General features: G+C 61.3%; 27 protein-coding genes and 1 pseudogene. 27 read left to right on the top strand and 1 reads right to left on the bottom strand.

What is annotated here, in order from left to right:
• From ABC977_RS08180 to ABC977_RS18300, 26 genes and pseudogenes are all read left to right on the top strand, one after another.
• Positions 1-641 (top strand): nucleotide sugar dehydrogenase (locus ABC977_RS08180; RefSeq protein WP_369666753.1); only part of this gene is annotated, 641 nt, incomplete at its 5' end.
• Between the two features lie 126 nt (positions 642-767).
• Entirely contained in the window at positions 768-2,183 is a 1,416-nt protein-coding gene (locus ABC977_RS08175; RefSeq protein ID WP_369666752.1) for a flippase, read from the top strand.
• A gap of 314 nt (positions 2,184-2,497) precedes the next feature.
• Positions 2,498-3,535, top strand: coding sequence for an NHL repeat-containing protein (locus ABC977_RS08170; protein WP_369666751.1), 1,038 nt, complete (start codon positions 2,498-2,500; stop codon positions 3,533-3,535).
• A 304-nt stretch (positions 3,536-3,839) separates the two neighbouring features.
• Entirely contained in the window at positions 3,840-4,952 is a 1,113-nt protein-coding gene (locus ABC977_RS08165) for a hypothetical protein (RefSeq protein WP_369666750.1), read from the top strand.
• Positions 4,953-5,324: 372 nt separating this feature from the next.
• Positions 5,325-6,098 carry a glycosyltransferase gene (locus ABC977_RS08160; RefSeq protein WP_369666749.1) on the top strand — a complete coding sequence of 258 codons (774 nt, stop codon included), beginning with the start codon at positions 5,325-5,327 and terminating at the stop codon, positions 6,096-6,098.
• Positions 6,099-6,126: 28 nt separating this feature from the next.
• Positions 6,127-7,419 (top strand): O-antigen ligase family protein, encoded by a 1,293-nt coding sequence (locus ABC977_RS08155; protein WP_369666748.1) that lies wholly within the window; start codon positions 6,127-6,129, stop codon positions 7,417-7,419.
• 40 nt (positions 7,420-7,459) lie between these two features.
• Positions 7,460-8,650: a glycosyltransferase family protein gene (locus ABC977_RS08150; RefSeq protein ID WP_369666747.1), complete on the top strand. Its 1,191-nt coding sequence runs from the start codon at positions 7,460-7,462 to the stop codon at positions 8,648-8,650.
• Between the two features lie 49 nt (positions 8,651-8,699).
• Positions 8,700-9,065, top strand: a complete 366-nt coding sequence (locus tag ABC977_RS08145; RefSeq protein ID WP_439849176.1) for a UDP-N-acetylglucosamine 2-epimerase — start codon at positions 8,700-8,702, stop codon at positions 9,063-9,065.
• Positions 9,053-9,775: a class I SAM-dependent methyltransferase gene (locus ABC977_RS08140; RefSeq protein ID WP_369666746.1), complete on the top strand. Its 723-nt coding sequence runs from the start codon at positions 9,053-9,055 to the stop codon at positions 9,773-9,775. Before ABC977_RS08145 ends, ABC977_RS08140 begins: the two co-directional genes overlap by 13 nt.
• A 210-nt stretch (positions 9,776-9,985) precedes the next feature.
• Positions 9,986-10,255 (top strand): type II toxin-antitoxin system prevent-host-death family antitoxin, encoded by a 270-nt coding sequence (locus ABC977_RS08135; protein ID WP_369666745.1) that lies wholly within the window; start codon positions 9,986-9,988, stop codon positions 10,253-10,255.
• A 153-nt stretch (positions 10,256-10,408) separates the two neighbouring features.
• Positions 10,409-10,546, top strand: coding sequence for a hypothetical protein (locus tag ABC977_RS08130; RefSeq protein WP_369666744.1), 138 nt, complete (start codon positions 10,409-10,411; stop codon positions 10,544-10,546).
• 15 nt (positions 10,547-10,561) lie between these two features.
• Entirely contained in the window at positions 10,562-10,861 is a 300-nt protein-coding gene (locus ABC977_RS08125; RefSeq protein WP_369666761.1) for a PIN domain-containing protein, read from the top strand.
• A 490-nt stretch (positions 10,862-11,351) separates the two neighbouring features.
• The gene (locus tag ABC977_RS08120; protein ID WP_369666743.1) at positions 11,352-11,735 is read left to right on the top strand and encodes a hypothetical protein; all 384 of its coding nucleotides are present in this window, start codon (positions 11,352-11,354) and stop codon (positions 11,733-11,735) included.
• A 185-nt stretch (positions 11,736-11,920) separates the two neighbouring features.
• Complete coding sequence (locus ABC977_RS08115) at positions 11,921-13,666, top strand: bi-domain-containing oxidoreductase (RefSeq protein WP_369666742.1); 1,746 nt, start codon at positions 11,921-11,923, stop codon at positions 13,664-13,666.
• Positions 13,600-14,184 (top strand): Gfo/Idh/MocA family protein, encoded by a 585-nt coding sequence (locus ABC977_RS08110; protein ID WP_369666741.1) that lies wholly within the window; start codon positions 13,600-13,602, stop codon positions 14,182-14,184. The genes ABC977_RS08115 and ABC977_RS08110 overlap by 67 nt, the downstream gene beginning before the upstream one ends.
• An 83-nt stretch (positions 14,185-14,267) precedes the next feature.
• Positions 14,268-14,504 carry a DUF1902 domain-containing protein gene (locus tag ABC977_RS08105; RefSeq protein ID WP_369666740.1) on the top strand — a complete coding sequence of 79 codons (237 nt, stop codon included), beginning with the start codon at positions 14,268-14,270 and terminating at the stop codon, positions 14,502-14,504.
• Positions 14,504-14,701 (top strand): type II toxin-antitoxin system HicA family toxin, encoded by a 198-nt coding sequence (locus ABC977_RS08100; RefSeq protein ID WP_369666739.1) that lies wholly within the window; start codon positions 14,504-14,506, stop codon positions 14,699-14,701. The genes ABC977_RS08105 and ABC977_RS08100 overlap by 1 nt, the downstream gene beginning before the upstream one ends.
• Positions 14,702-14,709: 8 nt before the next feature.
• Positions 14,710-15,801, top strand: coding sequence for a non-hydrolyzing UDP-N-acetylglucosamine 2-epimerase (gene wecB / locus ABC977_RS08095; RefSeq protein ID WP_369666738.1), 1,092 nt, complete (start codon positions 14,710-14,712; stop codon positions 15,799-15,801).
• Positions 15,802-15,837: 36 nt separating this feature from the next.
• Positions 15,838-18,138, top strand: coding sequence for a bi-domain-containing oxidoreductase (locus tag ABC977_RS08090; RefSeq protein ID WP_369666737.1), 2,301 nt, complete (start codon positions 15,838-15,840; stop codon positions 18,136-18,138).
• A 40-nt stretch (positions 18,139-18,178) separates the two neighbouring features.
• The gene (locus tag ABC977_RS08085) at positions 18,179-18,460 is read left to right on the top strand and encodes a hypothetical protein (protein ID WP_369666736.1); all 282 of its coding nucleotides are present in this window, start codon (positions 18,179-18,181) and stop codon (positions 18,458-18,460) included.
• A gap of 67 nt (positions 18,461-18,527) precedes the next feature.
• Positions 18,528-20,450 (top strand): heparinase II/III family protein, encoded by a 1,923-nt coding sequence (locus ABC977_RS08080; protein WP_369666735.1) that lies wholly within the window; start codon positions 18,528-18,530, stop codon positions 20,448-20,450.
• A complete protein-coding gene (locus tag ABC977_RS08075) occupies positions 20,447-21,670 on the top strand; it encodes a glycosyltransferase family 4 protein (RefSeq protein ID WP_369666734.1) in 1,224 nt (407 codons plus the stop codon). The genes ABC977_RS08080 and ABC977_RS08075 overlap by 4 nt, the downstream gene beginning before the upstream one ends.
• 59 nt (positions 21,671-21,729) lie before the next feature.
• Positions 21,730-22,347, top strand: a complete 618-nt coding sequence (locus ABC977_RS08070) for a GNAT family N-acetyltransferase (RefSeq protein ID WP_369666733.1) — start codon at positions 21,730-21,732, stop codon at positions 22,345-22,347.
• 93 nt (positions 22,348-22,440) lie between these two features.
• Positions 22,441-23,268, top strand: coding sequence for an ElyC/SanA/YdcF family protein (locus ABC977_RS08065; RefSeq protein WP_369666732.1), 828 nt, complete (start codon positions 22,441-22,443; stop codon positions 23,266-23,268).
• On the top strand, positions 23,261-24,439 hold the full coding sequence (locus tag ABC977_RS08060; protein ID WP_369666731.1) for a LegC family aminotransferase: 1,179 nt from the start codon (positions 23,261-23,263) through the stop codon (positions 24,437-24,439). The genes ABC977_RS08065 and ABC977_RS08060 overlap by 8 nt, the downstream gene beginning before the upstream one ends.
• A gap of 4 nt (positions 24,440-24,443) precedes the next feature.
• Positions 24,444-24,542, top strand: a pseudogene (locus tag ABC977_RS18300) (GDP-L-fucose synthase); the annotation flags it as partial.
• A 456-nt stretch (positions 24,543-24,998) separates the two neighbouring features.
• Here ABC977_RS18300 and ABC977_RS08055 read toward each other — a convergent pair.
• Positions 24,999-25,592, bottom strand: coding sequence for a DUF3782 domain-containing protein (locus ABC977_RS08055; RefSeq protein ID WP_369666730.1), 594 nt, complete (start codon positions 25,590-25,592; stop codon positions 24,999-25,001).
• 223 nt (positions 25,593-25,815) lie between these two features.
• Between ABC977_RS08055 and ABC977_RS08050 the strand changes: the two genes are divergently transcribed.
• Positions 25,816-26,085, top strand: a complete 270-nt coding sequence (locus ABC977_RS08050) for a BrnT family toxin (RefSeq protein WP_369666729.1) — start codon at positions 25,816-25,818, stop codon at positions 26,083-26,085.

The raw sequence follows: 26,085 nt of genomic DNA, 5'->3' as shown, positions 1-26,085 counted from the left end.
GCATCGAGCTCAACATCGTGCTGGTCAACGAGCTCAAGATCGTCTGCGACAAGATGGGCATCGACATCCACGAGGTCATCCGCGCCGCCGCGACCAAGCCGTTCGGCTTCACGCCCTACTACCCCGGCCCCGGCCTCGGCGGACACTGCATCCCGATCGATCCCTTCTACCTGACCTGGAAGGCCCGCGAATATGGGCTCAGCACCCGCTTCATCGAACTCGCCGGCGAGGTCAACGCCAACATGCCCCAATGGGTCGTCGCCAAGGTCGCCGACGCCCTGAACGCGCGCGGCCAGGCGATCAAGGGCGCCAAGATCCTCGTGCTCGGCATCGCCTACAAGAAGAACGTCGACGACCGGCGCGAGTCCCCGGCCATCGAGCTCATGGAACTGCTCCAGCACAAGGGCGCCGTCATCAGCTACTCGGATCCCCACGTGCCGCGGTTCATCCCGATGCGCCGGCACGACTTCGACCTCGCCTCGGTCCCGCTCACGCCCGAGACCCTGGCCGGCGCCGACTGCGTGCTGCTCGCGACCGATCATGACCGCTTCGACTACGACCTGATCAAGGCCCACGCCCGGCTCATCGTCGACACGCGCGGCCGCTACCAGGAACCGGCCGAGCACATCGTCAAAGCTTGAGGATAGGCACCAGGGATGCCAGGCGAACCGCCACGCCTCTCAGTCTTCTATCCGTGTTTATCCGCGTCAATCCGTGGCTAAGACCCCGACCCCAGCACCCAACCACCGCAACAGATCAGAGCCGCTGTGACGACGGATTCATCGCCCACCCCAACCGGCCCGGCTTCGCGCGCCCATCCGCTCACCACGCGCCTCGCCGCCCTGCTCGGCCCAGCTTCGAGCCTGCGTGGCCGCCTGATCCGCGGCGGCCTGGGCAGCGTAGCCCTCAAGCTCGGCAGCACCGCGCTGGGCTTCCTGCTCGTGATGCTCCTGGCCCGCACGCTCGGGCCGGAAGGCTATGGCGTCTATGCCTTCGTGTTCGCCATCGTCTCGCTCTTGGCGATCCCCACCCAGCTCGGCCTCCCGCAACTCGTCGTGCGCGAGACGGCCAAGGCCCAGGCCGCCGAGCAATGGGGGCTGATGCGCGGTCTGTGGCGCTGGAGCACGCTGGTGGTCTGGTTGTTCTCAACGGCCGTGCTGGGCCTCGCCTTTGCCGGCCTCTGGCTCTTCGGCGATCGTCTCGATGATCTCACCCGCGCGACCCTGGTGGTCGGACTGCTGCTCATCCCGCTGATCGCCCTCGGCAACCTCCGAGGTGCCGCTCTGCGCGGGCTCCGTCATGTCGTCGCCGGACAATTGCCGGAACATATCTTTCGCCCAGGGTTATTACTGGGGCTTTGCCTGATCGTCATCCTGATCTTGCCTGCCCAGACCCTGACGGCGTCGACAGCGATGGGCCTGCACGCGCTAGCCTCCGCAATGGCCTTTGGTCTCGGGGCTTGGCTCCTCTGGCGTTCGCGCCCGGTGGAATTGGCTCACCGCCCAATCTCGGTCTACGCCGCTCGCGACTGGACGGTATCCGCTTGGCCATTGGCGCTGACGGCTGGTCTCCAGGTCATCAATGCCCAGATCGGAGTTCTGCTGCTTGGGCTATTTACCACCCACGAGGAAGTTGGGATCTACAAGGTTGCCGTTTCCGTCGCAATGCTCATCACCTTCGGTCTCACGGCCGTCAATATGGTGGCAATGCCCTATTTCGCCCGTTTTTACGCCCAAGGCGACCGAGTCCGTCTGCAGCGACTCGTCACCCAGAGCGCCCGCGCGATCTTGGCGCTGGCGGTCCCGGTCACCTTGATCTTCGTGCTCTTCGGTGAGATGCTCCTCGTTCTCGCCTTTGGTTCGGAATACGCCGCCGCCTACACACCATTGGCCATTCTAGCTATTGGCCAACTAGTCAATGCCGGCATGGGGTCTGTCGGGGTCCTGCTCAACATGACAGGCCATGAGCGGGATACGATGCGGGGCGTCGCCGTCGCGGCCGCTGCCAACGTGCTGCTCAGTGTCGTGATGATCCCTCTGTTCGGGGTTATCGGTGCGGCTGCGGCTACCGCGTCAACACTATTCATATGGAACGTTCTGCTACGTCGCGCTGTATGGCGGCGGATCCAGATCGAAACGGTAGCGATTGACCTGCCCCTCCGCGCGCGCTCAGGCGATCAGTGACGCACTTGGTCTTCAATCGTGGATTGTGCCCTCAAGATCTCTATTCATCAGCCTATGCCTCCCGCGTAGGTAGTTCAATCTGGCTAGCCTCACCCACGTTCCGATCATGCAGTTTTCGCCCGGATCTACAAGGATAAATTCTCCCTCAAGCTCGAGAACTCGGGGATCTTTAGGTAACATTGCCCCTTCAAGCGACCGAGGGATCAAAAAGTGCGGAAGAGCCGTCAGATTGAACTCCCTACCTGCCGCGCCGCCTCGCTATCCAGCCGCCACCGTTAAGCCAAATTCAAATTCCGTAACGCGGATGATCATCGATGAAATACTTAGTAACCATTAAACCGCTAACCCATAACACAAACATCAATACCTATGGTCTTCTGGTTGAGCTTGATTGGACGAAAAAACAAATACTAAGAACCTTAAAATTCCCGGCGGCCAATTATACTACCCGCTACTCATATATGCGCTCATTCGTCCAGGGAATTGCGCATTATGACAATCTCTTATATCTGTCTTTATGGAACTACGTCGCAGTCGTCGACCATGACACCTTTCAAATTGTCGATGCATTTTCCCACCCGCTTATGAGCGATAATCACGGACTTTTCGCTACGGAGCAGCACCTATTTATCTGCGCGACCGCAATTGATACTCTCCTTTGCTTTAAGCGGCACAGTTACGAGCTTCAGTGGGCTTGGCGGCCCGACGATGCTGGTATTGACCAGAAATTGACGATGCCACGTATTCTGTCCTTCCTCAAGCGCTCCGGCCGAATTCCAGGAAAGATTGCAGGACGGTTGCGCATAGCGAACAGTATCAAAGTGCCATTCGCTAAAGCAGAGTACCGCGGCATCGACAAAAAAAACTCGCCGTATCACAACCATCACCTAAACGAAGTGAGGCAAGTCGGCGACCGCTTATTGATTCTATCCGCGAAATGGAATGGTCGCCCTCGTTCGCCTCTAATAGAGCTCAACCTGGAAAACATGCAGTCTAGTTTTGTCACGCCGATTGATGAGTTTCATAGGCCGCACGACATACTTCTTGATTCCGCCGGCCGAATTCTAGTGACCGAGTCAGGAAATGAAAGCGTTGGCTGTATTCGACCAGATGGCACCATAATACATGTTCGGATTAGCAACGAACACCTGTTCGCCCGCGGTATTGCCGAGAGTGACGCTGGCTATCTGGTCGGATTGTCTTACAATCGCTCGCTACGTAGTGGCCCTCGTCATCCCTTCATCAAAGAATATTCGAAAGATTTTTCCGAAACAGGAGACACTTTTGCGTTCGAAGATCTGTACAAGAGCGACGTTGGCGGCGCGATCCACAACGTGTACCGTGTGTATTAGCCTCTTTTTCGCCAATGCATTACAGGTTCACGCCTTACTAGCGACTTGCGATAGCGGCAGCATTCGTTAGCGTGTCCGCTGATCCTTCCGCACGGCAAGCGTGATCCTTGGCTCCCACTCAATTGTTATTGGCGCCCATCGCCCCAGTTCCTCACGCGAAAATATGAACGCGATAAAATACAGTATGCGACAAGCGATTCAGCTAATAAGTCGTAGATTGCTCCGCCTAGATCATGCTCTCGGAGACCGACTTCAGTACTTGTCTGATGGATGTCGGCCAACTTTTTTCGGCTATCACGATAAGATGCCGTTCAGCTACGATAATAACAAGCTTTTAGCCACATCAATTGCAAAGGGTGCTTCTCATATCGCTGACGAGTGCTCGCCTATGCAAATCGGATATTTTGAGAGAAACGATTCGTATAGGTTTTCTGCAGCCTTTGTTCGGGTAGCGGAGACGACGGCGTGGAGTTGGCAGCAAAGTTGCATGGCGCAGTGGATCAAAAACGGCTCCGATGACCTGATCTGTTTCAATGACATCGTCGAGGGGAAACACGTCACGCGCATCAGGGATGTTGCTCGAAAAAAAGACGTCAGTATCATAAAACTTCCTTTATATAATATTACATCAGATGGAAAATGGGGGGTCTCAATCAACTTTTCGCGACTTGCGCGGTTTAGGCCCGGCTATGGTTATAGTAAGCCTTCTATACCGCCAGATAATTTCCGTTCGTGCTCAGCCGATGGTTTGGCCATCGTCAACATACCGTCGGGCCGGACCGAGCTGATAGTAAGTTTCGATGAGCTAGGTAAAGACAGAGAATGGCAGGATGACCAATATTTGAATCACGCCCAGTTTTCCCCCGATGGGAAATTCGTTGCCTTTTTTCACATTGGGGGGGGTGAAAGAGAAAAGCAAGTGCGATTCATGTTGATCGATCGGTCGACTAATAACGTGGCTGTGATTGAAGAAGGAAGGCGGGTATCACATTATTGCTGGTTATCTAATGACATGATACTCGCAACGGTTAAGAAATCACATTCTCCTAGTGATTGGCAGTATTGCCGATATAAGATCGCAGATGACTTATCGGTCGCGCGCGAGCAATGCGCTTTGCCGCTGGAGACAGATGGGCACCCAATGCAGTGCCCAATACGTCCGGGTGTTATTGTTACAGATCAAAGGGCGAATCGTTTTGGTGTGGATAGGATCATCTTGGCGCATCTGGCGACCTCCCAGGTTCTACGCTTGGGGTACTTTTTATTGCCGCCGAATTTTCGAGGCCCGCTGCGTTGTGATCTTCATCCTCGATGGGATCGTGTCGGCGAGGAGGTATGTGTCGACTGTATGTTAGGCCAGCAAAGAAGGATCGCGGTAATACGGCTGCACGCTAATGAGCAGCTCGTCAGCCACTGATAGCACATTCGCTTCCGCTTAATCGACAGGAATGTGCAATCTGGAAGCCCAAAGATTAAACTGAGAAGACCTCCCAGGTATGTTATGAGATCAATCTTGATCCAGAAAGATGACTTTAAGTCTTCCCAATGGGCGAGGGCGGCGCGTCGCGTTGGGTCCGGCGACTTAGTTGCCGTTAAGGGAAGCGCGATGCGTTTACCCGTTGCGCTAGCTTCTATGCTAGTGCGTGGACGGCGACCTTACGGGATATGTTTTCGCTATTTGAATGATTATGGAAGCCTCCCTCGTAGTCTCCTACGCACGGCGTCTGAACTCGCGACAATCGTGCTAGCATTAGTTAGCAGAGTGCGCATTTCTTGGATATGCCACAACGTGGATAGAGAAACCAACGAGCATTATCCGTGGCTTACTTTGTTTCGACGGCGGATGCTCATTTCCGTAGCGGCGAAAATATTTGTGACAGATGACTTGCTTGTGCGAAAGGCGTCGGAGCACTTAAAGGTACAAGCGACAAAAATCGGTGTCACCTGTTTCGGCGGGGTGGTTCCCGCGGCACCGGAGACCAGTACTTTGAACCCCGTTATAAGAGACGCGGTGCGCTGGATCGAACAGAGGAAGAGTGCGTACCCAGATCCCATTGTTGGGCTTTGGGTTGGCACTGTGGCCGGAAAAAACATAGCAGGCTTATATGACCTGCTTCGGTTGGCCAAAAGAGGGAAGTCGGAGAACGTTCCGGTTTTGTTCATGGTCATTGGGCCGATCGATGAGCTGCAGGGGACCCGCCATGCTGCTCTCCTATCTGACTTGCGTCAGGCGGATAATATCTTTTTGCACTGCAAGTACTCTACCATCCCTGTTGAGTCGTGGCCCTTGCTTGCAGATTTTGTCTGGAAGCCACTTGATGATTTATCGGTGTCGCTGACGACTTACCATGCCGCATCGGCGCGTATGCCCCTGGTTTGCTGCTCTAACACGTTTATTGGTGAAATGGTGGAGCATTATAAGCTTGGCTTCGCTGTCGATGTCGAGACCGTGGACATGCAAGAGTTGGAAGCACGAGTAAGGACCTGGCCGAAGAAAAATGCAATACGCTTCCTAGAAGGCCACACTTGGGAAAAGGGTGCGCGAAATCTTTTTTCTGTGTAGCATTCTTTGGATTAAAAGTTAGTTTGTGATGACAGCACATTTTCTCGCAAAGCCGGCTTCCAGAAGGCAATACCGAGAAGGTTTTCTGAGCGCCTTGCTGTTCTATCTTCTTGTGGTGAATAATCCGATTTTTGGGCCGGTTACCACGACACGAGTGGCCGTAATGCTGCTGTTGATAGTTTGGTTAATCATGAGCCCGAACAAACTATTCCGCATAGATAGACGCGTTCTGTTTTTGTCTTTGATTCCGGTTTTTATTTTTGCTCTTTCGCTAGTAAGTTATGCATTAAATGGCGGCGCGTTGTATTCAGTGTATTCCTGGCTGTTTATGGCGCTTGTCGTTATTTTGGTTGGTGGCTTGTCGTCGCAATGGACCTTGGCGCAAGTAGAAGGCTTTCTTTGGGGGGCTGTGATAGTTGCGCTCGGTGTATGGGCGTTGGTTGTAGTCGGCATGGCAGTGACCGACGTGAATGTTTTTAACCCAAGTCATGTGCGCAGGTGGTTCAGTGAGGATTATTTTTCGAATCTTAATAGGTTTATGAATGTTCAGTTTATCTTTTGTTCGCTTGCGCTCGGTGCGTTGGCGTTGAATATGGTCCGGAGTCGCATATTTGCACTGTGCGCCGCAGTATTGGTCGCGAGCAGTATTGGAATGTTTCTGTATACGGGGTCTCGTCAGAATGTATTGGCAGTAGTTTGCGTGGCGGCGTTGTTGATAGTCGCTGTGTATTTTAGCTCCGATAAGGCCGGGGTGATGTTGCGGCATCTGATTCGGTGGGTGTATCGGTCGGTGCTTGTACTAGTCCTGCTAGGTCTCCTGGCATTTCTGGGTGTGGAATACGGATTGGTCGACTCAGATTATATGCTGGAGCGTTTTTTTGGGGCTTTTCACAGTGGGCACATAACCGACTCTGACGCAACGCGCTTGTATCTTGCGTCACAGGCGGTAGGCGCATCTTTGTTGCCTCTAGGTATAGGCCCCGGGAACTTCGTTGGCATCTATGGTTACTACCCGCATAATGGATATCTGGGTCTCGCGGCAGAGGTGGGCGCTTACGGAGTGGTCTTTATTATGGGTGTTTTTTTCGTGGGCGTGGGAAGGCTAATGGTCCGAGCATTTCGCGAGCGTAATCACTTAGCCATTCTGGTATGGCTCGCGTTCTTCGTCGTTGCCATATTGCTAGCTAACGTTGGAACGGTTTTTCGTGACCCGCTTTATTGGGGATTGGTCGGCCTTGCTGCTGCGGCCTCACAATACGACGTCAAACGATGTCGGCGGCGCTCGTTACGGGATGCGGGAATAGAGTACCGGGCCGATTGATCGTGTTTTGATATGACGCTTAGCTAAGGTGATGCGGGATATGAAAATGAAGGAAACAAGAAAAAACGGAAGTGGAGGTATTTTGTTTATTTTGCCTGTATTGGGGCAACCGCGGCATGCTAAACGCATTGAGATGCTAGCAAAGGTTGGGTTTCGCACCGAAGCCGTAGCTTTTGATCGGAAGTACCATCGCGGGCGTACACCGGGATGCCCGGTTTATATTTTGGGGAAGGTATCTCATGGAAATTACGTTCAGCGCTTCTTTAGAATTGTTTCGGGAATACCAAGGTTACGCAAACGCGTCAGACGCAGTGAGATAATCTATGCTTTCGGGCCAGACATGGTTTTTTTGGCGCATTGTGCGGCTTTTGGGTTGGGCAAGGGTGTCGTCCTCGAAGTCGGCGATATACGTGAAGCACAGGTTGAAAATGGTTTATCGGGCCGCCTTTTGCGATTCTTTGAGAAGTTGGTTACCGAGAGGTGTTGCTTTTTGGTCGTTACGGCACAGGGGTTTATTGAGCATTATTATAGGAAGATGTTGAAATCTAAAGTCGACATTGTTCTCATCGAGAACAAACTAGATTTCGCTTTGCGACATATTTCCGACGAAGTTTCCACATTAGATAGCGCGGAGCAATTCAAGGGGCGCCCTATCCGAATTGGTTATTTCGGACTGCTGCGCTGCGCATGGTCCCTGGTCGTGCTTGATGCATTAGCGAGATCAAAGCCGCAGGATGTTGAGATCATTGTTGCCGGCTATTTTATGGACCAGACTGATATTGTGACGCGTTTCTTGGCGTTGCCAAACGTTTTTTATCGAGGGGAATATCGGTCGACCCCGGGGGAGCTCGAGAAGCTGTACTCCGGCGCCGACATTATCTGGGCGGCGAATCCGTATTTTGGAGCAAGTATGAACCCTTGGGTTTTCTTGCTGAAGCGGACGAATCGGTTTTATGAAAGCTGTTTTTTTCGAAGGCCAATGATTACCTTTGAAGGTACTGGTGATTCAGCAGAAGTCCTAAAGTATGGTTTAGGGTTTGCGGTTGAAGATGAAAGTGTAAACGAGCTTGTGGATTTTATTTATAATGAGGTGCGAGAAAATCTTGGCGTTTGGCAGCGCAATATTGCGTCCATTCCGGAAACAGTTTTTCTATATACGTCAGAGGCTGATGAATTAAAGTCAAAAATGGTGGCATGTGTGGATCAAGAATCCCGCCGCAGGACGTACTAGGTTCAAAATATATGCGCATATACACCATCGCCGGCGCACGCCAAAATTCATGAAGATCCCGACGATCATTCGGGCGCTCGAGACGCGCAAGGCCGCCGGCGGTCCGTTGCGATACCGCCTGGTCCACACCGGCCAACACTATGACCCCCGCCTGTCGGGGGCTTTTTTCGACCAGCTCGGCATCCCGGCGCCGGACGTGAATCTGGAGGTCGGCTCCGGCACCCAGGCCGAGCAGACGGCGGCGATCATGACGCGCTACGAGCGGTTGTTGCTGGAGGCGCGTTCCGATCTCTGTCTGGTGGTCGGGGACGTGACCTCGACGATGGCCTGCGCGATTGCGGGGCGGGAGTGTGGTGGTGTGCGCACCAGGTTCGCATCGGAGAGTAGGAGGACATCGGCGGCATGGGTTCCTTAGTCCACTGGCTCGACGCCAAGCTCTATCCGGATTTCCAGCACCGCTGGGACGACCAGTTCTTCCGCGAGCGCATCCTGGCACACCTGGACAACGCCGACCTGGATGTACTCGACCTAGGCGCCGGGGCCGGCATCGTCGCGGCGATGGATTTCCGTGGCCGGGCGCGGCGCGTCTGCGGCGTCGATCCTGATCCGCGGGTGGTCGATAACCCCTATCTCGACGAGGGCCGCGTGGGCGTCGGGGAGGCGATTCCCTATCCGGATGCGAGCTTCGATCTGGTCTTCGCCGACAACGTATTGGAGCACCTGCCCGATCCGGCGGCGGTCTTCGCCGAGATAGCGCGGGTGCTGCGCCCGGGCGGCCTGTTCCTGGCGAAGACCCCGAACAAGTGGCACTACGTGCCGCTGATCGCCCGGCTGACGCCGCACGGGTTCCATCGCTGGATCGTGCGCTGGCGCGGACGCGCCGGCGATGATGTCTTCCCGACCCGCTATCGGGCCAACTCGCCGGCTGATATTCGAAGGCTTGCTGCGGGGGGGGGGGGGCTCGAAGTGGTGCGCCTGGAGCTGATCGAGGGCCGGCCCGAGTACCTGCGCTTCTCGGCCCCGACCTACCTGCTCGGCTGGCTGTATGAGCGGCTGGTGAACCGGGTGCCGGGGTTGGCGCGGTTTCGGGTGTTGTTGGTGGTGGAGTTGCGCAAGATAGTGTGATGACGGCACGGGGTGCGGGCGGTCCGGGGCCGGCCTCTTGGCGCCGATCACTTTGACGATCGCCTTGTCCGGGAGTCGGGATCTTGGAAGGAGTGGCTTCCTTAGCGGTGAGTGTGTCCCCCGGGGCTCTGCGAAGACGAAAAGGGCGATGACCTCGATGATGAGTGGCTAAACTAGCCATTATAGCTGAACATCCTTCGGAGCTCCGCCATGATCGTGATGACATCCGTCGAGGCCCAGAACCGTTTCGGAGAGCTTATCGATCGGGCACAGCGCGAGCCGGTCGAGATTACCCGCCGCGGCCGTGCGATCGCCTACGTGGTTGCGGAGTGCGAGCTCAGGGCGCTCCAGGATGTACGCCAGCGTCGTGACGCGGCGGTGCAGTGGTATGCAGGCTATCGACAATCGGCTGGCGGCCGGCCTGAGGCGGATGCGCTGACCGAGGACGACATCAACCGTCTGGTCCATGAACTTCGCTAGACGAGTGGCGCATCTCAAGGGAATGCATCCCTGGCGTGGGATACCGATACTCCCGCCTGCGGCCTTCTTGATCGGCATCGACTGACCGGCGTCTATCTCAGGGAGCGGGCGCTGGGGATCCGGTGGCGGTCTTCGCATCACGGAACGACACGCATGGCGCTGATTTATCTCGATATCTGTTGCTTCAATCGCCCGTTCGACGACCAAGGCCAGTTGTTGATTCGGCTGCAGACCGAGGCGAAACTCTTCGTTCAGGAAGGCATTCGCGCGGGTGACCATGCGCTGGTTTGATCAGCCGTCCTCGATCTGGAGAATCGGGCCAATCCTGACACCGAGCGTCGCAGGGCGATCCAGGCATGGAGGACTCTGGCCTCGATGGATATCGACACGACCTGTCGTGTCGAGTCGCTAGCGGGGGAGTTTGCGAGCAGAGGCGTGAAGCCTATGGATGCGCTCCACGTGGCGAGCGCGATCGAAGCGGGTGCGGCCTGGTTCTTGACTACGGATCGTGCGTTGTTGCGCAAGACAAGAGATGATGATCGGCTAAAAGTGGTCGATCCTGTGGATTTTATTCGTTACTTCCAGGGCTCCGAAGATGAGAACTGATGCTGAGATCAAGTCTGACGGACTGCGCTCGTTGACGGCATCCTTAGGTGTTGTAGAGGCGGAGCGATTTATCGCGCTGATTAATCGTGAGCGGTTTGATTACACGAAATGGCGTCAGGACCAGTGGAGAGATGAAACGGTTGCGTCTTTGGCGCAGCAAGCCCGTCTCCTGCGGGAGTCGCGTAGGTCGGGTTAGGCGCGCCGGCACGGCGGTCGCTGAGTAAAGATTCGACTGGCGCGCGCCGTAACCTGACATCGGCCTCAGCCGGCGGCGCCTGCGCCGGTAGGAGTTTGAGGTCGCGGCGGCTCGAAGAGGGTGATGATAGATGTTCAAGTACGAGACGATCATCGACTGGAGCGGAGAGGACTGGCTTGCCCGGCCGAAGTGCCTGAGCGGCGTCGGGTTAGCGCAGCGTAACGCGGCGCTGAGCAAATATTCGCCGCCTGTCGGGTTACGGCGCGCGGTGACCGTCGGTTGGAAGGCGGCGTCGTGCCGGGCGCGCCTAACGCGACGACGACACTGAACGCCCGGCTGACGCCGCACGGGTTCCATCGCTGGGTCGTGCGCTGGCGCGGGCGCGCCGGCGACGATGTCTTTCCGACCCGCTACCGGGCCAACTCGCCGGCGGATATTCGACAGCTTGCCTCCGGGGCGGGGTTCGACGTCGTGCGTCTGGAGCTGATCGAGGGCCGGCCCGAGTACCTGCGCTTCTCGGCCCCGACCTACCTGCTCGGCTGGCTGTATGAGCGGCTCGTGAACCGGCTGCCCGGGTTGGCGCGGTTTCGGGTGTTGTTGGTGGTCGAACTGGGGGCCTTGATCATCGCTTGGTCCACCTGCGGCATAACCGGGTGGCACCGAACCGTAACACTCTGATTCGCAATGCCGTACGCGGTGACGCCTGCCCCTTGACCAGGGTATTGGGCGAAACGACGATCAAGGCCGAACTGCGCAAGACTGGGCGATGACGGCGCGGGGCGCGGGCGGTCCGGGGCGGTCTCTTTGCGCCGATCAGCCGCCGTGCTCGCGGAGTTGATATTGACTGACTGAACAGGCAACCCGTGAAACAAATCCTACAGAACCTGAAAGACGGCCGCACCGAGCTGGCCGAAGTCCCTTGCCCACGCGTCGGACGGGGGGCTTTGCTCATCCGCACCAACTGCTCGCTGATTTCAGCCGGCACCGAACGGATGCTGGTGGATTTCGGTAAGGCCAGTCCGATCGAGAAGGCACGGCAGCAGCCGGACAAGGTGCGCCAAGTGCTGGAGAAGGTGAAGACCGACGGGCTGGCGCCGACGCTGGAGGCGGTGCGGAACAAGCTCGAGCAGCCGCTGGCGTTGGGGTACTGCAACGTTGGCATTGTCACGGAGGTCGGCGGCAGTGGACAGAGTGCGGGGTTTGTGGTCGGAGATCGGGTCGTTTCCAATGGCAAGCATGCGGAGGTGGTTTCGGTTCCGGTGAATCTGTGCGCGCGGATTCCTGATGCGGTGTCCGACGAGGCGGCGGCCTTTACCGTGATCGGGGCGATCGCTTTACAGGGGATTCGGCTGGTGGCGCCGACCTTGGGCGAGGCAGTGGTGGTGACCGGGTTGGGCCTCATCGGGCTGATGACGGTGCAATTGCTGCGGGCGCACGGGTGCCGAGTGTTGGGCATCGATATGGACCCGGCGAAGCTGGCGCTGGCGCGGCAGTTCGGCGCCGAGACGGTGGATCTCTCGGTCGGGCAGGATCCGGTGGCCGTGGCGGAAGCCTTCTCGCGCGGGCGCGGGGCGGATGCGGTGATCATCACGGCCGCGACCCGCAGCAACGAGCCGGTGCATCAGGCGGCGCTGATGTGCCGCAAGCGTGGGCGGATCGTGCTGGTCGGTGTGGTCGGGCTGGAGCTGTCGCGGGCCGATTTCTACGAGAAGGAATTGACCTTTCAGGTTTCCTGCTCTTATGGTCCGGGGCGTTATGACCCCTTGTACGAGGAGCAGGGCCAGGATTACCCGGTCGGCTTCGTGCGCTGGACCGAGCAGCGCAATTTCGAGGCGGTGTTGGATATGCTCGCCGACGGGCGGCTGGATGTCGCGCCGCTGGTGGCCCACCGGTTCGCGCTGGCCGAGGCCGAGCGCGCCTACGAGGTCGTCGCCGGTGCCGAACCTTCGTTGGGGATTCTGTTGGAGTATCCCGGCGGGGATGACGGGCGGTTGCTGGCTAGGACGGTGGCGCTGCGCCCTGGCGGGGGGGAAGGAACGGAGCAGCGGGGGGCGGAAGGTCGCTCGGCGGCTCAGCGCCTCAGCGCCTCGGTGCCTTCTTTAAGCTTCATCGGTGCGGGAAACTATGCCACCGGCGTGTTGATTCCGGCGTTCAAGGCGGCGGGGGCGCGGTTGCACTCAGTGGCCTCGAGCGGTGGCGTGAGTGGGTTGCATGCCGGTCGGAAATTCGGCTTCGCGCAGACGACGACCGATACGGCCTCGCTCTTTACGGATACCAAGACGGATGCGCTGGTCATCACGACGCGTCATGACAGCCATGCGCGCTTTGTGTTGCAGGGTTTGCGGGCTGGAAAGGCGGTGTTCGTCGAGAAGCCGTTGTGCTTGACGTTGGCCGAGTTGGATGAAATAGGCGCTGAGGGGGGGGGAGGCACTGAGGCACTAAGGCAGGAAGGCACTGAGCAGAGGGGCTCGGAGGGGCGCTTAGTGCCTCAGTGCCCTAGTGCCCTAGTGCCTCAGTGCCTTCTCCCTCAGCGCCTCTCCTCATGGTCGGCTTCAACCGCCGCTTCGCCCCGCATGTTCAGAAGATCAAATCGCTGCTGGCCGGCGTGAGCGGCCCGAAGGCCTTCGTGATGACGGTCAACGCCGGTGCGATCCCGGCGGACCACTGGACACAGGACCCGATGGTCGGCGGCGGACGGATCATCGGCGAGGCCTGTCATTTCATCGATCTGCTGCGCTTCCTGGCCGGTGCGCCGATCGAGCATCATGCGCGGCTGGCGATGGACTCGGCTACCGGCGATACGCTGAGCCTGCAACTGGGATTCGCCGAGGGCTCCATCGGCACCGTGCACTACTTCGCGAACGGCAGCAAGGCCTTCCCAAAGGAGCGGCTCGAAGTCTTCGCCGGCGGGCGGGTGCTGCAACTCGACAACTTCCGCCGCTTGACCGGCTACGGTTGGCCGGGCTTCAAGACGATGAGGCTGTGGCGCCAGGACAAGGGCCAGAAGGCCTGCGCCGCGGCCTTCGTGCAGGCGCTCCGTGATGGCGGGCCGGCGCCGATCCCGCTGGACGAGATCCTGGAGGTGAGCCGGGTGACGATCGGGGTGGCGGTCAGTGCAGGGGCGTGAGCCCGAACCGCGCACGAACTGGTCGACGTTTATCGTGAGCGCAGCCGATACGTGCGCCGTAACTGCAATCTTGAGGAGGCAAAGTGCATAAGATTTTATTTATACGTGCGGAATGGGATGCCGAGGTTGGCGTTTGGGTGGCGACTTCGGACGATGTCCCCGGCCTGGCGACTGAAGCCGAGACACTGGAGGGGTTGTCATCCAAACTCGAAATGATGGTGCCCGAGTTGCTCGATGCCAATGGTTATCCGGATGGACCTGAGGTGCCCTTTGAGTTGCTCGCGCGCAAGTTTGCCGTGGCCCATCGGGCGCTCAACTGATGGGTGGGTGCTTTACGCCCGATTTGAAAGCTGTGCTCATCGACGCGGGTTGCAGGTTCGTAAGACCTGGCAAGGGTGATCATGAGATCTGGTTCTCTCCGCATACAGGCATCCACTTTCCCGTAGACCAGAAGATCAAGTCACGTCACACGGCAAACGCCGTACTCAAGCAGGCAGGCCTCCCGAAGAAATTCTAGTTACTCTTATGATCATCGACATTATCGCGGGCGCGCGCCCGAATTTCATGAAGGTGGCGCCGATCATTCGGGCGCTCGAGACACGCAAGGCCGCCGGCGGGCCGTTGCGTTATCGCCTGGTCCACACCGGCCAACACTATGACCCCCGCCTGTCGGGGTCTTTTTTTGACCAGCTCGGCATCCCGGCGCCGGATGTGAATCTGGAGGTCGGCTCCGGCACCCAGGCCGAGCAGACGGCGGCGATCATGACGCGCTACGAGCGGCTGTTGCTGGAAGCGCGCTCTGATCTCTGTCTGGTGGTGGGGGACGTGACCTCGACGATGGCCTGCGCGATCGCGGCGCAGAAGCTGTGCGTACCCGTCGCGCACGTCGAGGGCGGTATCCGCTCTGGCGACTGGACCATGCCGGAGGAGATCAACCGGATGGTGACGGACAGCATCACCAACTGGTTCTTCACGACCAGCGAGTTTGCCAACGCCAATCTGCGCCGGGCCGGTGTCGAGGAGTCGCAGATCTTCTTCGTCGGCAACACCATGATCGATACCCTGCTGGCCAACCTGGAGCGGCTGCGGCCGCCGGCCTTCTGGGATGAGCTGGGCTTGCAGCGGGGCGGTTATTTCGTGCTGACCCTGCATCGGCCGGCGAATGTCGATCAGGAGGCGGCGCTCGGGCGGATGTTGGCGGCGATCGCCGCGGGCACCCGCGGTCTGCCGGTGGTCTTCCCGGTTCATCCACGCACCGAGAAGACCCTGCGCGAGCTCGTCGAGCGGCCCGCGAATCTGCACCTGGTCGAGCCGCAGCCCTACCTGGAGTTCAACTACCTGGCCAAGCATGCCAAGGCCGTGATCACGGACTCGGGTGGCATCACCGAGGAGACCACGGTGATGGGCGTGCCCTGTCTCACGCTGCGCGATACGACCGAGCGGCCGGAGACGGTGAGCATAGGTAGCAATGTGTTGGTCGGTACGGACTCGGCACGGCTCGGGCCGGTGCTGGATAGGCTGTTCGCGGGAGACTGGCAGACTGGCGGCGTGCCGCCCTTGTGGGATGGGCACGCGGGCGAGCGGATCGTGGCGGCGTTGGAACAGTTGTTGGCTTAGGGAGAATGTGGGCGCTTGAAAAACGCCCCTATTGCGATGAAACAGATTCTTCAGAACATGCAGAACGGCACCACCGAAGTGGTCGAAGCCCCGAGCCCGCGCGCCGGCGCGGGACAGCTATTGATCCAGACGCGGCGCTCGCTGATCTCGGCCGGAACCGAACGGATGCTGGTCGATTTCGGCAAGGCGAACCTGGTCGACAAGGCCCGCCAGCAGCCCGAGAAGGTCCGGATGGTGCTGGACAAGGTGCGCACCGATGGGCTGATGACGACGGTCGACGCGGTGCGCTCGAAGCTCGCGCAGCCGATCCCGCTCGGCTACTGCAACGCGGGCGTGGTGGTGGAGGTCGGCGCCGGGGTCGCGGATCTGAAGCCGGGCGATCGGGTGGCCTCGAACGGTTCGCATGCCGATCTGGTGCGGGTGCCGCGGAACCTGTGCGCGCGCATCCCGGATGGCGTCGATGACGAGTCGGCTGCCTTCACGGTACTGGCGTCGATCGGTCTGCAAGGGATTCGCCTGGCCCAGCCGACACTGGGCGAGGCCTTCGTCGTCACCGGGGTCGGCCTGATCGGGCTCGCGACCGTGCAGTTGCTGCGCGCGCATGGCTGCCGGGTGCTGGCGATCGACTTCGATGCCGACAAGCTGGCCCTGGCGGCGCGCTTCGGGGCGGCGGTGTGCAACCCGGGGCGGGGCGAGGACCCGGTCGCGGCCGGGCTGGCCTTCAGCGCGGGGCGCGGTGTCGATGGCGTCATCATCACCGCCTCGACCGCGTCGAGCGATCCGGTCTCGCAGGCCGCGCGGATGTCGCGCAAGCGCGGGCGGATCGTGCTGGTCGGGGTGACGGGGCTCGAGCTGAATCGCTCCGAGTTCTACGAGAAGGAACTGAGCTTCCAGGTCTCCTGCTCTTATGGGCCGGGCCGCTATGACCCGCTATACGAAGTTCAGGGCCAGGACTATCCCTTCGGCTTCGTGCGCTGGACCGAACAGCGCAACTTCGAGGCGGTGCTCGAACTGATGGCCGATGGCCGGCTGGATGTGAAGCCCCTGATCAGCCATCGCTTCGCCTTCGCCGAGGCGCCGGCCGCCTATGGCGTGCTGACCGAAGACAAGCGCGCGCTGGGCATCCTGCTCGAATACCCCGAGGCGCCGGCCGAGACCCTGCGGGTGCGCACGGTGAGTCTGGCGGTGGGCGAGCGTGCCGCCGATGCCGAGCCGGCCGCGCCCGTGTGTGGGTTCATCGGCGCGGGGAATTATGCCTCGCGGGTGCTGATCCCGGCCTTCAAGGCGGCCGGGGCGCGGTTCAAGACCATCGTGACCTCGGGCGGGGTCAGCGGCGTCGTCCACGGGCGTGCGGCCGGCTTCGATGAGGCCAGCACCGATCTGGCGGCGATGCTGGCCGATCCGGCGATCAATACCGTGGCGATCGTGACCCGGCACGACCTGCATGCGCCCTTCGTGGCCAAGGCGCTGGCGGCCGGCAAGCATGTGTTCGTCGAAAAGCCGCTGTGTCTGACGCTGGAGGAGCTGGCGGAGATCGAGCGGGTGTATGCGCGAGTCAGTGGTTCCGCGTCGCCGGCATCCTCTTCGGCCACCGGCGGGGACGCGGAAGGTCCGCACGACGCGCCTGGCGCTCCCACGCCGGAGCCCGGGAGCGCGCCGCCGCCGGAGGGCAACGCACCCATCGCGAACGCCGCGGTTCGCGGGCGCAGCGCAGCGCACGGCCCGGCCCCCTTGCTGATGGTAGGCTTCAATCGTCGCTTCGCGCCGCATGTCCAGAAGATGAAGACCCTGCTGGATGCGGTGTCCGAGCCCAAGTCCTTCATCATGACGATGAACGCGGGGGCGATTCCGGCCGACCATTGGACCCAGGATCGCGCCGTGGGTGGCGGGCGGATCATCGGCGAGGCGTGCCATTTCATCGATCTGATGCGCTTTCTCGCGGGCAGCCCGATCGTCTCGTTGCAGGCGCGCGCGATGGGCGCCGCGCCCGGCGTGGCCGTGACCGAGGACAAGGCAGCGCTCCTGCTGGGGTTCGCGGACGGTTCGTTCGGGACCATCCATTATCTGGCCAATGGCGCGGCGAGCTTCCCGAAGGAGCGCATCGAGGTCTTCTGCGCCGGGCGGGTGCTGCAACTGGACAACTTCCGCCGTCTGACCGGCTATGGCTGGCCGGGCTTCAAGGGCCTGAACCTGTGGCGCCAGGACAAGGGCCAGAAAGCCTGCGCGGCGGCCTTTCTGAACGCCATCGCCGAGGGCCGGCCCGCACCGATCCCGCCGGACGAGATCTTCGAAGTCGCGCGGGTGAGTATCGAGGCGGCGGAGATGGTGCGTGTCTAGCGGACAGGCAGGAATCGTAGATGCCGTATGACGCAATTGGATGTCCAGCGCTATGGCTAATCGCTCATCCATATCAAACGCGGAACGCTATCAGGATATCGGCGACTATTGGGATCACCACGATGCCACCGAAAGCGGCGAACAAGAACCGGCGGAATTCGATGTGAATCTTGTATCGGAGCGGCATTATTTCGCTATTGATCATGAGCTTTGCATGAGGATTCGTATCCTGGCCGAGCGGCGCGGCATCAGCGATGAAACGCTGGTCAATTTGTTTCTCAGGGAGCGGATCGAGGAAGTGGATCGGGGTCGGCGGCCTTGATATACCTGAATACCAGGTGCGGCATGATTTTTGGCCACCCATCTCGATGCAACCCCTGAGGCTTTTGATGACCAAGGCCCGCACCGCCCTGGCGCTGGGCCTGCCCAATCTGGCGCGGGTGCTATTCTATCGGCTCGGGGTCGGGCTGGGCCTCAATCCCGTGCGGCGTCTTCGGGCGCACATCCCGGATGGTCCCTTCTTCTCTCCGCCTGCCGGCGCGGGCCAAGGAGATGGTCAGGCCGGTGCGCCGCGCTCGGGCACTGCCGACAGGCTCCCCGCTCTGATGCGACGCTGGTGGAACCGTCAGGATTATTTCGGCTGGTTCCAGATCGAGGATCCCGCCATCCCGCACTGGCACCGCAACCCCTTCAGCGGCGCCGAGGTGCCCGAGCCGCTGCGCCCCTGGTGGCAGATCCCGGACTTCGACGCGCGGGTCGGCGATATCAAGACCATCTGGGAGGCATCGCGCTTCGATTGGGTGCTGACCTTCGCCCAGCATGCCAGTCACGGCGATCCGGTCGGACTCGAACGGCTGAATGCCTGGCTCGACGACTGGCTGAGGCACAACCCGCCGTATCTCGGGGCGAATTGGAAGTGCGGCCAGGAGGCCTCGATCCGGGTCATGCATCTGGCGGTCGCGGCGCTGATCCTGGATCGATGGCGCGCCCCGACGGCGCGTCTCCGCGCATTGGTTCGCGCGCATCTGCAACGCATCGCCCCGACCATCCAATACGCGATCGCCCAGGACAACAACCACGGCACCTCCGAGGCCGCCGCGCTGTTCATCGGCGGCACCTGGCTCGATTCCGTCGGCGATGCGCTGGGCGCACGCTGGGCGCGGCTCGGTCGCCGTTGGCTGGAGAACCGCGCCACGCGGCTAATCGCCGAGGACGGGAGCTTCAGCCAGTACTCGGTCAACTATCACCGGCTGATGCTCGACACCTATAGCCTGGTCGAGTGTTGGCGCCGGCGGCTCGATGCGCCGCCCTTCTCGCGGACGTTGCAAGGTCGCCTGATCGCCGCGAGCCGCTGGCTCCATCTGATGACCCAGCCCGAGACGGGCGACGCACCCGTGCTCGGCGCCAACGACGGTGCGCGACTCTTGCCGCTGGACGACGGCGACTACCGCGACCATCGACCCTCGGTGCAGTTGGCGATGGCGCTCTTCGCGGAGCAGCGCGCCTATCCGCCCGCTCCGGGTGTCGGCGAGCCAACCCCTGGTCCGGCGCCGAGCCCGGATCCAGGGGCCGGTTGGAACCATGCCCTCGCCTGGTTGGGCGTTCCGATCCCGCGGATCCCGGCGCCGCGCCCAAGCTCAGCCCAACTCGACGGCGGTGGCTACTGCCTGTTGCGACGCCCACGCGCGTTCGCCATGCTGCGTTACCCGCGTTTCCGCTTCCGCCCGAGCCAAGCCGATGCCTTGCATCTCGATCTCTGGCGGGATGGCCAGAACCTGCTCCGCGATGCCGGCAGCTACAGCTACAACGCCGGCGACGACGCCAGCCGCTATTTCAAGGGCACCGCGAGCCACAATACCGTCCAGTTCGACGACCGCGACCAGATGCCGCGTCTCGGCCGCTTCCTGTTCGGCGACTGGCTGCGGGCCGAGGATGTCGACCCGGTCGCCGAGACCGACGAGGCCGTGACCGCCGCCGCCGGATACACGGATGGCCAAGGCGCCCGGCACCATCGGCGGGTCGCCCTGACGGACACCGAGCTTCGCGTCGAGGACAGGGTATCCGGTTTCGCCGAGCGCGCGGTGCTGCGCTGGCGGCTGCGGCCCGGCGATTGGTCACTGGATGGCGATCGCGTGCGCCTCGGCGACGAGTGCCTACAGGTGACGGCAACGGTCCCGATCGCGCGATTGCAGCTCATCGAGGGGTTCGAATCACGCTACTATCTGCGGCGTGAGCCCGTGCCTGTGCTGGAGGTCGAGGTCAGGGAGGCGGGTCGGCTTTTTAGTGCATACAGGTTTGCCGTGCCCTCATGAAGATCCTCTACTACCACCAACATTTTTCGACGCCCAAAGGGTCCGCGGGCAATCGTTCCTATGCGATGGCCCGCCGCCTCGTCGACGCGGGGCATGCGGTCACCATGGTGTGTGGTTCCTACGCCGCCGGCAATACGGGACTGGCCGGTCCTTACGTGAAGGGTCGCCGAGCGGGGCTCGTCGACGGCATCCAAGTCATCGAGCTGGAGTTGCCCTATTCCAATCGCGATGGATTCCTGAAGAGAACCTTGACCTTCTTGAAATTCGCCTGGCGGAGCACGCTGATTGCGATGCGGAGCGACGCCGATGTCGTCTTTGCCACGACCACCCCTTTGACGGCCGGCATCCCCGGCATCTTCGCGCGCTGGCTGCGCGGCAAGCCTTTCGTCTTCGAGGTTCGCGATCTCTGGCCGGAGCTTCCGAGGGCCATGGGCGTGATCACCAATCCGGTCGTCCTCTGGTCCATGTCGGTGCTCGAATGGGTGTCCTATCGTTCCGCGGATCGGCTGATTGGCCTGTCGCCCGGGATCGTCGATGGGATCGCCAAGCGGGGTGTTCCGCGCGAGCGGATCGCCATGATCCCGAACGGCTGCGATCTGGATATCTTCGGCGTGCCCAGCGAGCCCTGGCGCCCCGAGGGGGTCGCCCCGACCGACCTGATGGCCGTCTTCACCGGCACGCACGGTATCGCGAATGGACTCGATGCCGTGCTGGATGCAGCCGCCGAGCTGAAACGGCGTGGTCGGGGGGATATCCAGCTCGTATTGATCGGTGACGGTAAGCTCAAGCCCGCCTTGCAAGAGCGCGCGCGGCGCGAGGGTCTGGAGAATGTCGTCTTCCATGCTCCGGTGAGCAAACACCGCTTGGCCGGGTTGATGGCATCGACCGATGTCGGGATGCAGATCCTCGCCAACGTGCCAGCGTTCTACTATGGCACCTCGCCCAATAAGTTCTTCGATTATTTGGCGTCCGGGCTGCCGGTGTTGAACAACTATCCAGGTTGGCTGGCCGAGATGATCACGGAGCACGGCTGCGGTTACGCCGTGCCGCCCGATGACCCCGGCGCCTTCGCCGATGCCCTCATCCACGCCGCGGACCATCGCCAAGATCTCGCGGCCATGGGCGAGCGCGCACGGGCGCTGGCGCAGTCGCGATTCGATCGCCGGCAATTGGCGGACCGGTTTGTCGATTGGTTGGCCGAAGCGCGGCTTGCGCTTTAGATTGCGCGCCGAGCGGTTATCGAGTCTTTGCGATTCAACCTGGACGGAACTCTATGGCAATGTCTAGGCAGGATAGCCGTTTGCGCTATCGGGCGGTGGCGCGCCTGCACGCGGAGAATATCGATCAAGGCTTCCTGCCGATTCTCGGGCAGGACTTTCTGGCCCTTCTGTATCAGGCGATCGACGAGAGCCCTGACAGTGCGTTGATCCTGGCCGAGGAAGAAGGGCAGGTCTGCGGATTCATCGCTGGCGCCCTCGACCTGAAGCCTGTTTATCGTGGCTTGTTGCGGCGCTGGCCGGCGCTGTTTCTGTCGCTGGCTCCGTCCTTGCTGATTCCGACTCGGCTCTGGCGCATCATCGAGATCGTGCGCTATAGCCGTAAGGCGGGCAAGGGTGAGGCAGTCGAGTCACTTCCGGCCGCGGAGTTACTGAGCGTCGCTGTTGCGCCGTCTTGCCGTGGTCGTGGTCACGCCGAAGCGCTGTACATCGAGCTGGCGCGTTTCTTCATCGAGCGGGACCAGGAGGCGTTCAAAATCGTCGTCGGAAGCGAACTCGAGCACGCGCACCGCTTCTATCGACGAATGGGCGCCGAGCCGAGGGCCGAGATCGCGGTCCATGGCGGTACGCCCTCGACCGCCTACGTGCAGCAATGCGCGGATATTCATGTAAGCCGATAACGGTGCGCTGAGGAACGACCCTGGCCCGATGAATCATGATCCTTCCCATGCTGAAGCGTTGGGCGATCGGGTCGAGACCGACAGAAAACGGCGATGGATGACGTCTATGGCACCGTCAAGGGTCTTGCCGCGGCGCTGCTGATGCCCTTCCCCGTCGCGTTGGGGTTGGTGACCGTCGGCGTGGCTTTGCGCGCATTGCGCAACCGCGGGCGAGTTCTCGGCGGCTGGCTGGTCATCGCCGGGGCGCTGCTGCTGGTGTTGGCGTCCTGGCAGCCGGTGGCGGATGCGCTGTTGTCGCCACTGGAGGAGCGGTATCCGCCGTTGACGGATCCGGCGCGGGTCTCGGACGTGACGGCCGTGGTCGTGCTGGGTGGCGGTTGGTGGCCAGGCGCGGAGGAGTGGCCGGTCACGGCGCGCCTGAGCGAGAGCTCGGCGATTCGGCTCTTCGAGGGGCTGCGTCTGATCCCGGTCTGGCCCGAGGCGCGTTTGGTGCTGACCGGGGCCAGCCGCCGCGCGGACCGGGCACCGGTGGCCTGGGGTTATGCCGAGGCCGCGCGAGACTTCGGGGTGCCCGAGACGCGGATACTGGTGCTGGACACGCCGGTCGACACGGCGCGCGAGGCCGAGGCGGTGCGGGCGGCGCTCGGCGACGGGGCACGTCTGGTGCTGGTGACCTCGGCCTCGCACATGCCGCGGGCGATGGCCTATTTTCGGCGGGTCGGCCTCGACCCAGTCGCGGCCCCGACGCATCGGCTGAGCGGCCGCTCGGCCTATGACGAGCTCAGGGACTGGCTGCCGGCGGCGACCTATCTGCGGATGACCGAGCGGGCTTGGTACGAGTATCTGGGCCTGTTGGCGCAGCGCAGGTACCGCGCCGGCCGCGAGCGGCGTTCACGGCAATCTGGAGTAGCGGATGTCTGACATGGCAACGGGTATCAGGGCGCTGGTCGGCGAGATCCGCGCCATCTATGGCGATGGCCCGGTCCCGCTGCATCGCCCGGTCTTCGACGGCCATGAGCGGCGCTATCTGATCGAGTGCATCGATTCGAACTTCGTCTCCTCAGTCGGGGCCAAGGTCACCGAGTTCGAGGCGCGCGTCGCGGCCTTTACCGGGGCGCGCCACGCGGTTGCGACCGTCAATGGCACCGCGGCCTTGCATGTGGCGCTGGAGCTGGCCGGGGTCGGCCCGGATGACGAGGTCGTCACACAGGCGCTGACCTTCATCGCGACCTGCAACGCGATCCGCTATGCCGGGGCCTGGCCGGTGTTCGTCGATGTCGATCGCGACACGCTGGGGCTGAGCCCGCAGGCGCTGCGGGCCTTTCTCGAACGGCACGTCGAGGTTCGCGATGGGCGGCCGTACAACCGCGCGAGCGGGCGGCGGCTCGCGGCCTGCGTGCCGATGCACACCTTCGGGCATCCGTGCCGGATCGCCGAGATCGTCGCTGTTTGCGACGAGTTCGGGATTCCGGTCGTCGAGGACGCCGCCGAGTCGCTCGGGAGCACGGCCGGGGGGCGCCATACCGGGACCTTCGGGCGGCTGGGGACCTCGAGCTTCAACGGCAACAAGATCATCACCACCGGTGGAGGCGGCATGATCCTGACCGATGACGAGGCGCTCGCGCGGCGCGCGAAGCATCTGACGACCACGGCGAAGATCCCGCACCCCTACGAATTCGTCCACGACGAGGTCGGCTACAACTACCGCTTGCCGAACCTCAACGCCGCGCTCGGCTGCGCGCAGATGGAGCGGCTGCCCGAGATGCTCGAAGTCAAGGCGGGCATCGCAGCGCGCTATGCGGCGGTGCTGGCGGAGATCGGCTGGGATTACATTCCGGCCCCGGCCGGGACCGTCTCGAACCATTGGCTGAACGCGGTGCGGCTCGCCTCGCCCGCCGAGCGCGAGGCCTTCCTGCGCGAGACCAATGCCCAGGGCGTGATGACCCGCCCGATCTGGCGCCTGATGAACCGCCTGCCGATGTACGCCGATTGCCAACACGACGGCTTGGCGAACGCGATCTGGCTCGAAGAACGGGTCGTGAACCTGCCCTCGAGCGTGCCCGATGGGGCGCTGGCGCCGTGGGCGGGCTGATGGCGAAGAGGCGCTGGGGACGGGGGTGCTCGAGCCGACCAATGAGCCGTTCGCGATCGCCAAGATTGCCGGCATCAAGCTTTGCGAGAGCGATAACCGCCAGTGCTGTGCAAATGTTCGCCGCTGAAACGGGTGCGGCCACCGCCGTAGTCAGTTAGCGCAGCGTAACCCGACGGGGCGTTGTGCAAGGATTCGCGGCCTGTCGGGTTACGGCGCGCGCCGACCTACTCGTTCTCGAAGACCGCGGTGCCGGCGCGCCTAACGCGAGCTACCGCCGGTTGCCGCACCTCGACGCGGTGTTTGCCGAGCGCAAGGCCTTGCTGCGCCGGACCAACGCCCAGGGCGTGATGACCCGCCCGATCGGGCGCCTGATGAGCCGACTGCCGATGTATGCCGATCGACTTCTATGGCCCCGGGGACAAGTTCTCGCAGCGCGCCCGAAAGCTACACTTTCACGGGGCGACCATAGCGTTGGGCCATCGCATACCGCGGTCCGGCAAGGGGGCGAGCTGTCGCCATGCACCCTTGGGGATGGCGGCGGCCTGGTTTCAGCCTCGGGTCAGAACACCCGGGGCTGAAACCCCTCGGGGACATCGAGCTCGAAGACCGCGTCGTGGATGCGCGCCACGTAGAACCCCTTGCGCAAGGCGCGCTCGCGCAGGGCCGGGGAGGCGTCGACGGCGGCGAGGATGCCATAGAGTCGCTTGTCGCGATGCTCAGGAAAGAACGCGCGAAACTGCTCTAGCAGGGTGCTCAGTTGGTCGATGGCTTCTTCGCGCAGGTGGCTCTTGACCTCGACGAGGTAGGCGGCGTTGATCTCGCCATTGGCATAGGCCAAGGTGTCGATCTCCAGGTGTCGGCCGCCTTTGGTGACGCGCACGCTGGGGCTGACGACCTCCATGCCGAACCGTTCGCGCAGCAGGCGTTCCATCGAGGGGAGTGCGAGGCCCTCGGTGAAGCTGCCGAATTTCTCGCCCAGGCCGCCGATCTGCTGGCCGAGCTCTTTGAGTTGGCGGTTCGTTTCCTGGATCTTGCGGTCGGTGTCCTGAAACTTGCGGTCGGTTTCCTGGAATTGCTCGGCGTTCTCTCGCTGTACTCGGATCACGTCGCGCAATAGATCCCAGATTTCTTGTGCTGGTGATGTTGTGCTCATGGAGGTTCCTTTACGTCCATCGTGTCGGCACAAGACCATAGCACAAGAACCCAGTTCAAAAGGCCGGTCACGGCGTGCCTGAGGGCGTTGTGCAAATATTCGCCGCCTGTCCCTAGAACGAGCCCTGCTTGCCCGCGATTGGCCGACCGGATCGTCAAAACAGTCATGTTGTCCGCGGACGAGCTGCTTGATATGCAGACAATATACATATACCTTGTCGCTCATGGATATCGCCTATGACCCGATCAAGAACGCCATCAACCGCCGCAAGCACGGGATTGATCTTGCAGAGGTCGAAGGCGTCTTTTTCGACGACAACGCCATCACGATTGAGGATCGCGATCACGACGAGGAGCGTTTCGTGACACTCGGTCAAGATAGCGTAGGACGTGTGTTGGTCGTGGCCTACCACTATCGGGAGCCGGATAGCATCCGGCTGATGTCAGCACGCTTAGCGCAGCCTCGCGAGCGGCGTACCTATGAGCGAAGGTGA

The organism is Thioalkalicoccus limnaeus (genome assembly GCF_041197575.1).
Taxonomy (GTDB): Bacteria; Pseudomonadota; Gammaproteobacteria; order Chromatiales; family Chromatiaceae; genus Thioalkalicoccus; species Thioalkalicoccus limnaeus.
Note: the sequence above shows the minus strand (reverse complement) of the source record. Positions and strands in the feature narration are given on the sequence as shown.

Excerpts from the sequence above, each read along its gene's own strand:
- ABC977_RS08145 (WP_439849176.1), top strand. The coding sequence starts at position 8,700 with ATGAAGATCCCGACGATCATTCGGGCGCTCGAGACGCGCAAGGCCGCC.
- ABC977_RS08155 (WP_369666748.1), top strand. The coding sequence starts at position 6,127 with ATGACAGCACATTTTCTCGCAAAGCCGGCTTCCAGAAGGCAATACCGA.
- ABC977_RS08170 (WP_369666751.1), top strand. The coding sequence starts at position 2,498 with ATGAAATACTTAGTAACCATTAAACCGCTAACCCATAACACAAACATC.
- ABC977_RS08075 (WP_369666734.1), top strand. The coding sequence starts at position 20,447 with ATGAAGATCCTCTACTACCACCAACATTTTTCGACGCCCAAAGGGTCC.
- ABC977_RS08090 (WP_369666737.1), top strand. The coding sequence starts at position 15,838 with ATGAAACAGATTCTTCAGAACATGCAGAACGGCACCACCGAAGTGGTC.
- ABC977_RS08060 (WP_369666731.1), top strand. The coding sequence starts at position 23,261 with ATGTCTGACATGGCAACGGGTATCAGGGCGCTGGTCGGCGAGATCCGC.
- ABC977_RS08165 (WP_369666750.1), top strand. The coding sequence starts at position 3,840 with ATGCCGTTCAGCTACGATAATAACAAGCTTTTAGCCACATCAATTGCA.
- ABC977_RS08085 (WP_369666736.1), top strand. The coding sequence starts at position 18,179 with ATGTCCAGCGCTATGGCTAATCGCTCATCCATATCAAACGCGGAACGC.
- ABC977_RS08135 (WP_369666745.1), top strand. The coding sequence starts at position 9,986 with ATGATCGTGATGACATCCGTCGAGGCCCAGAACCGTTTCGGAGAGCTT.
- ABC977_RS08050 (WP_369666729.1), top strand. The coding sequence starts at position 25,816 with ATGGATATCGCCTATGACCCGATCAAGAACGCCATCAACCGCCGCAAG.
- ABC977_RS08065 (WP_369666732.1), top strand. The coding sequence starts at position 22,441 with ATGGATGACGTCTATGGCACCGTCAAGGGTCTTGCCGCGGCGCTGCTG.
- ABC977_RS08150 (WP_369666747.1), top strand. The coding sequence starts at position 7,460 with ATGAAAATGAAGGAAACAAGAAAAAACGGAAGTGGAGGTATTTTGTTT.
- ABC977_RS08070 (WP_369666733.1), top strand. The coding sequence starts at position 21,730 with ATGTCTAGGCAGGATAGCCGTTTGCGCTATCGGGCGGTGGCGCGCCTG.
- ABC977_RS08055 (WP_369666730.1), bottom strand. The coding sequence starts at position 25,592 with ATGAGCACAACATCACCAGCACAAGAAATCTGGGATCTATTGCGCGAC.
- ABC977_RS08100 (WP_369666739.1), top strand. The coding sequence starts at position 14,504 with ATGGGTGGGTGCTTTACGCCCGATTTGAAAGCTGTGCTCATCGACGCG.
- wecB (WP_369666738.1), top strand. The coding sequence starts at position 14,710 with ATGATCATCGACATTATCGCGGGCGCGCGCCCGAATTTCATGAAGGTG.
- ABC977_RS08080 (WP_369666735.1), top strand. The coding sequence starts at position 18,528 with ATGACCAAGGCCCGCACCGCCCTGGCGCTGGGCCTGCCCAATCTGGCG.
- ABC977_RS08130 (WP_369666744.1), top strand. The coding sequence starts at position 10,409 with ATGGCGCTGATTTATCTCGATATCTGTTGCTTCAATCGCCCGTTCGAC.
- ABC977_RS08110 (WP_369666741.1), top strand. The coding sequence starts at position 13,600 with ATGGTCGGCTTCAACCGCCGCTTCGCCCCGCATGTTCAGAAGATCAAA.
- ABC977_RS08140 (WP_369666746.1), top strand. The coding sequence starts at position 9,053 with ATGGGTTCCTTAGTCCACTGGCTCGACGCCAAGCTCTATCCGGATTTC.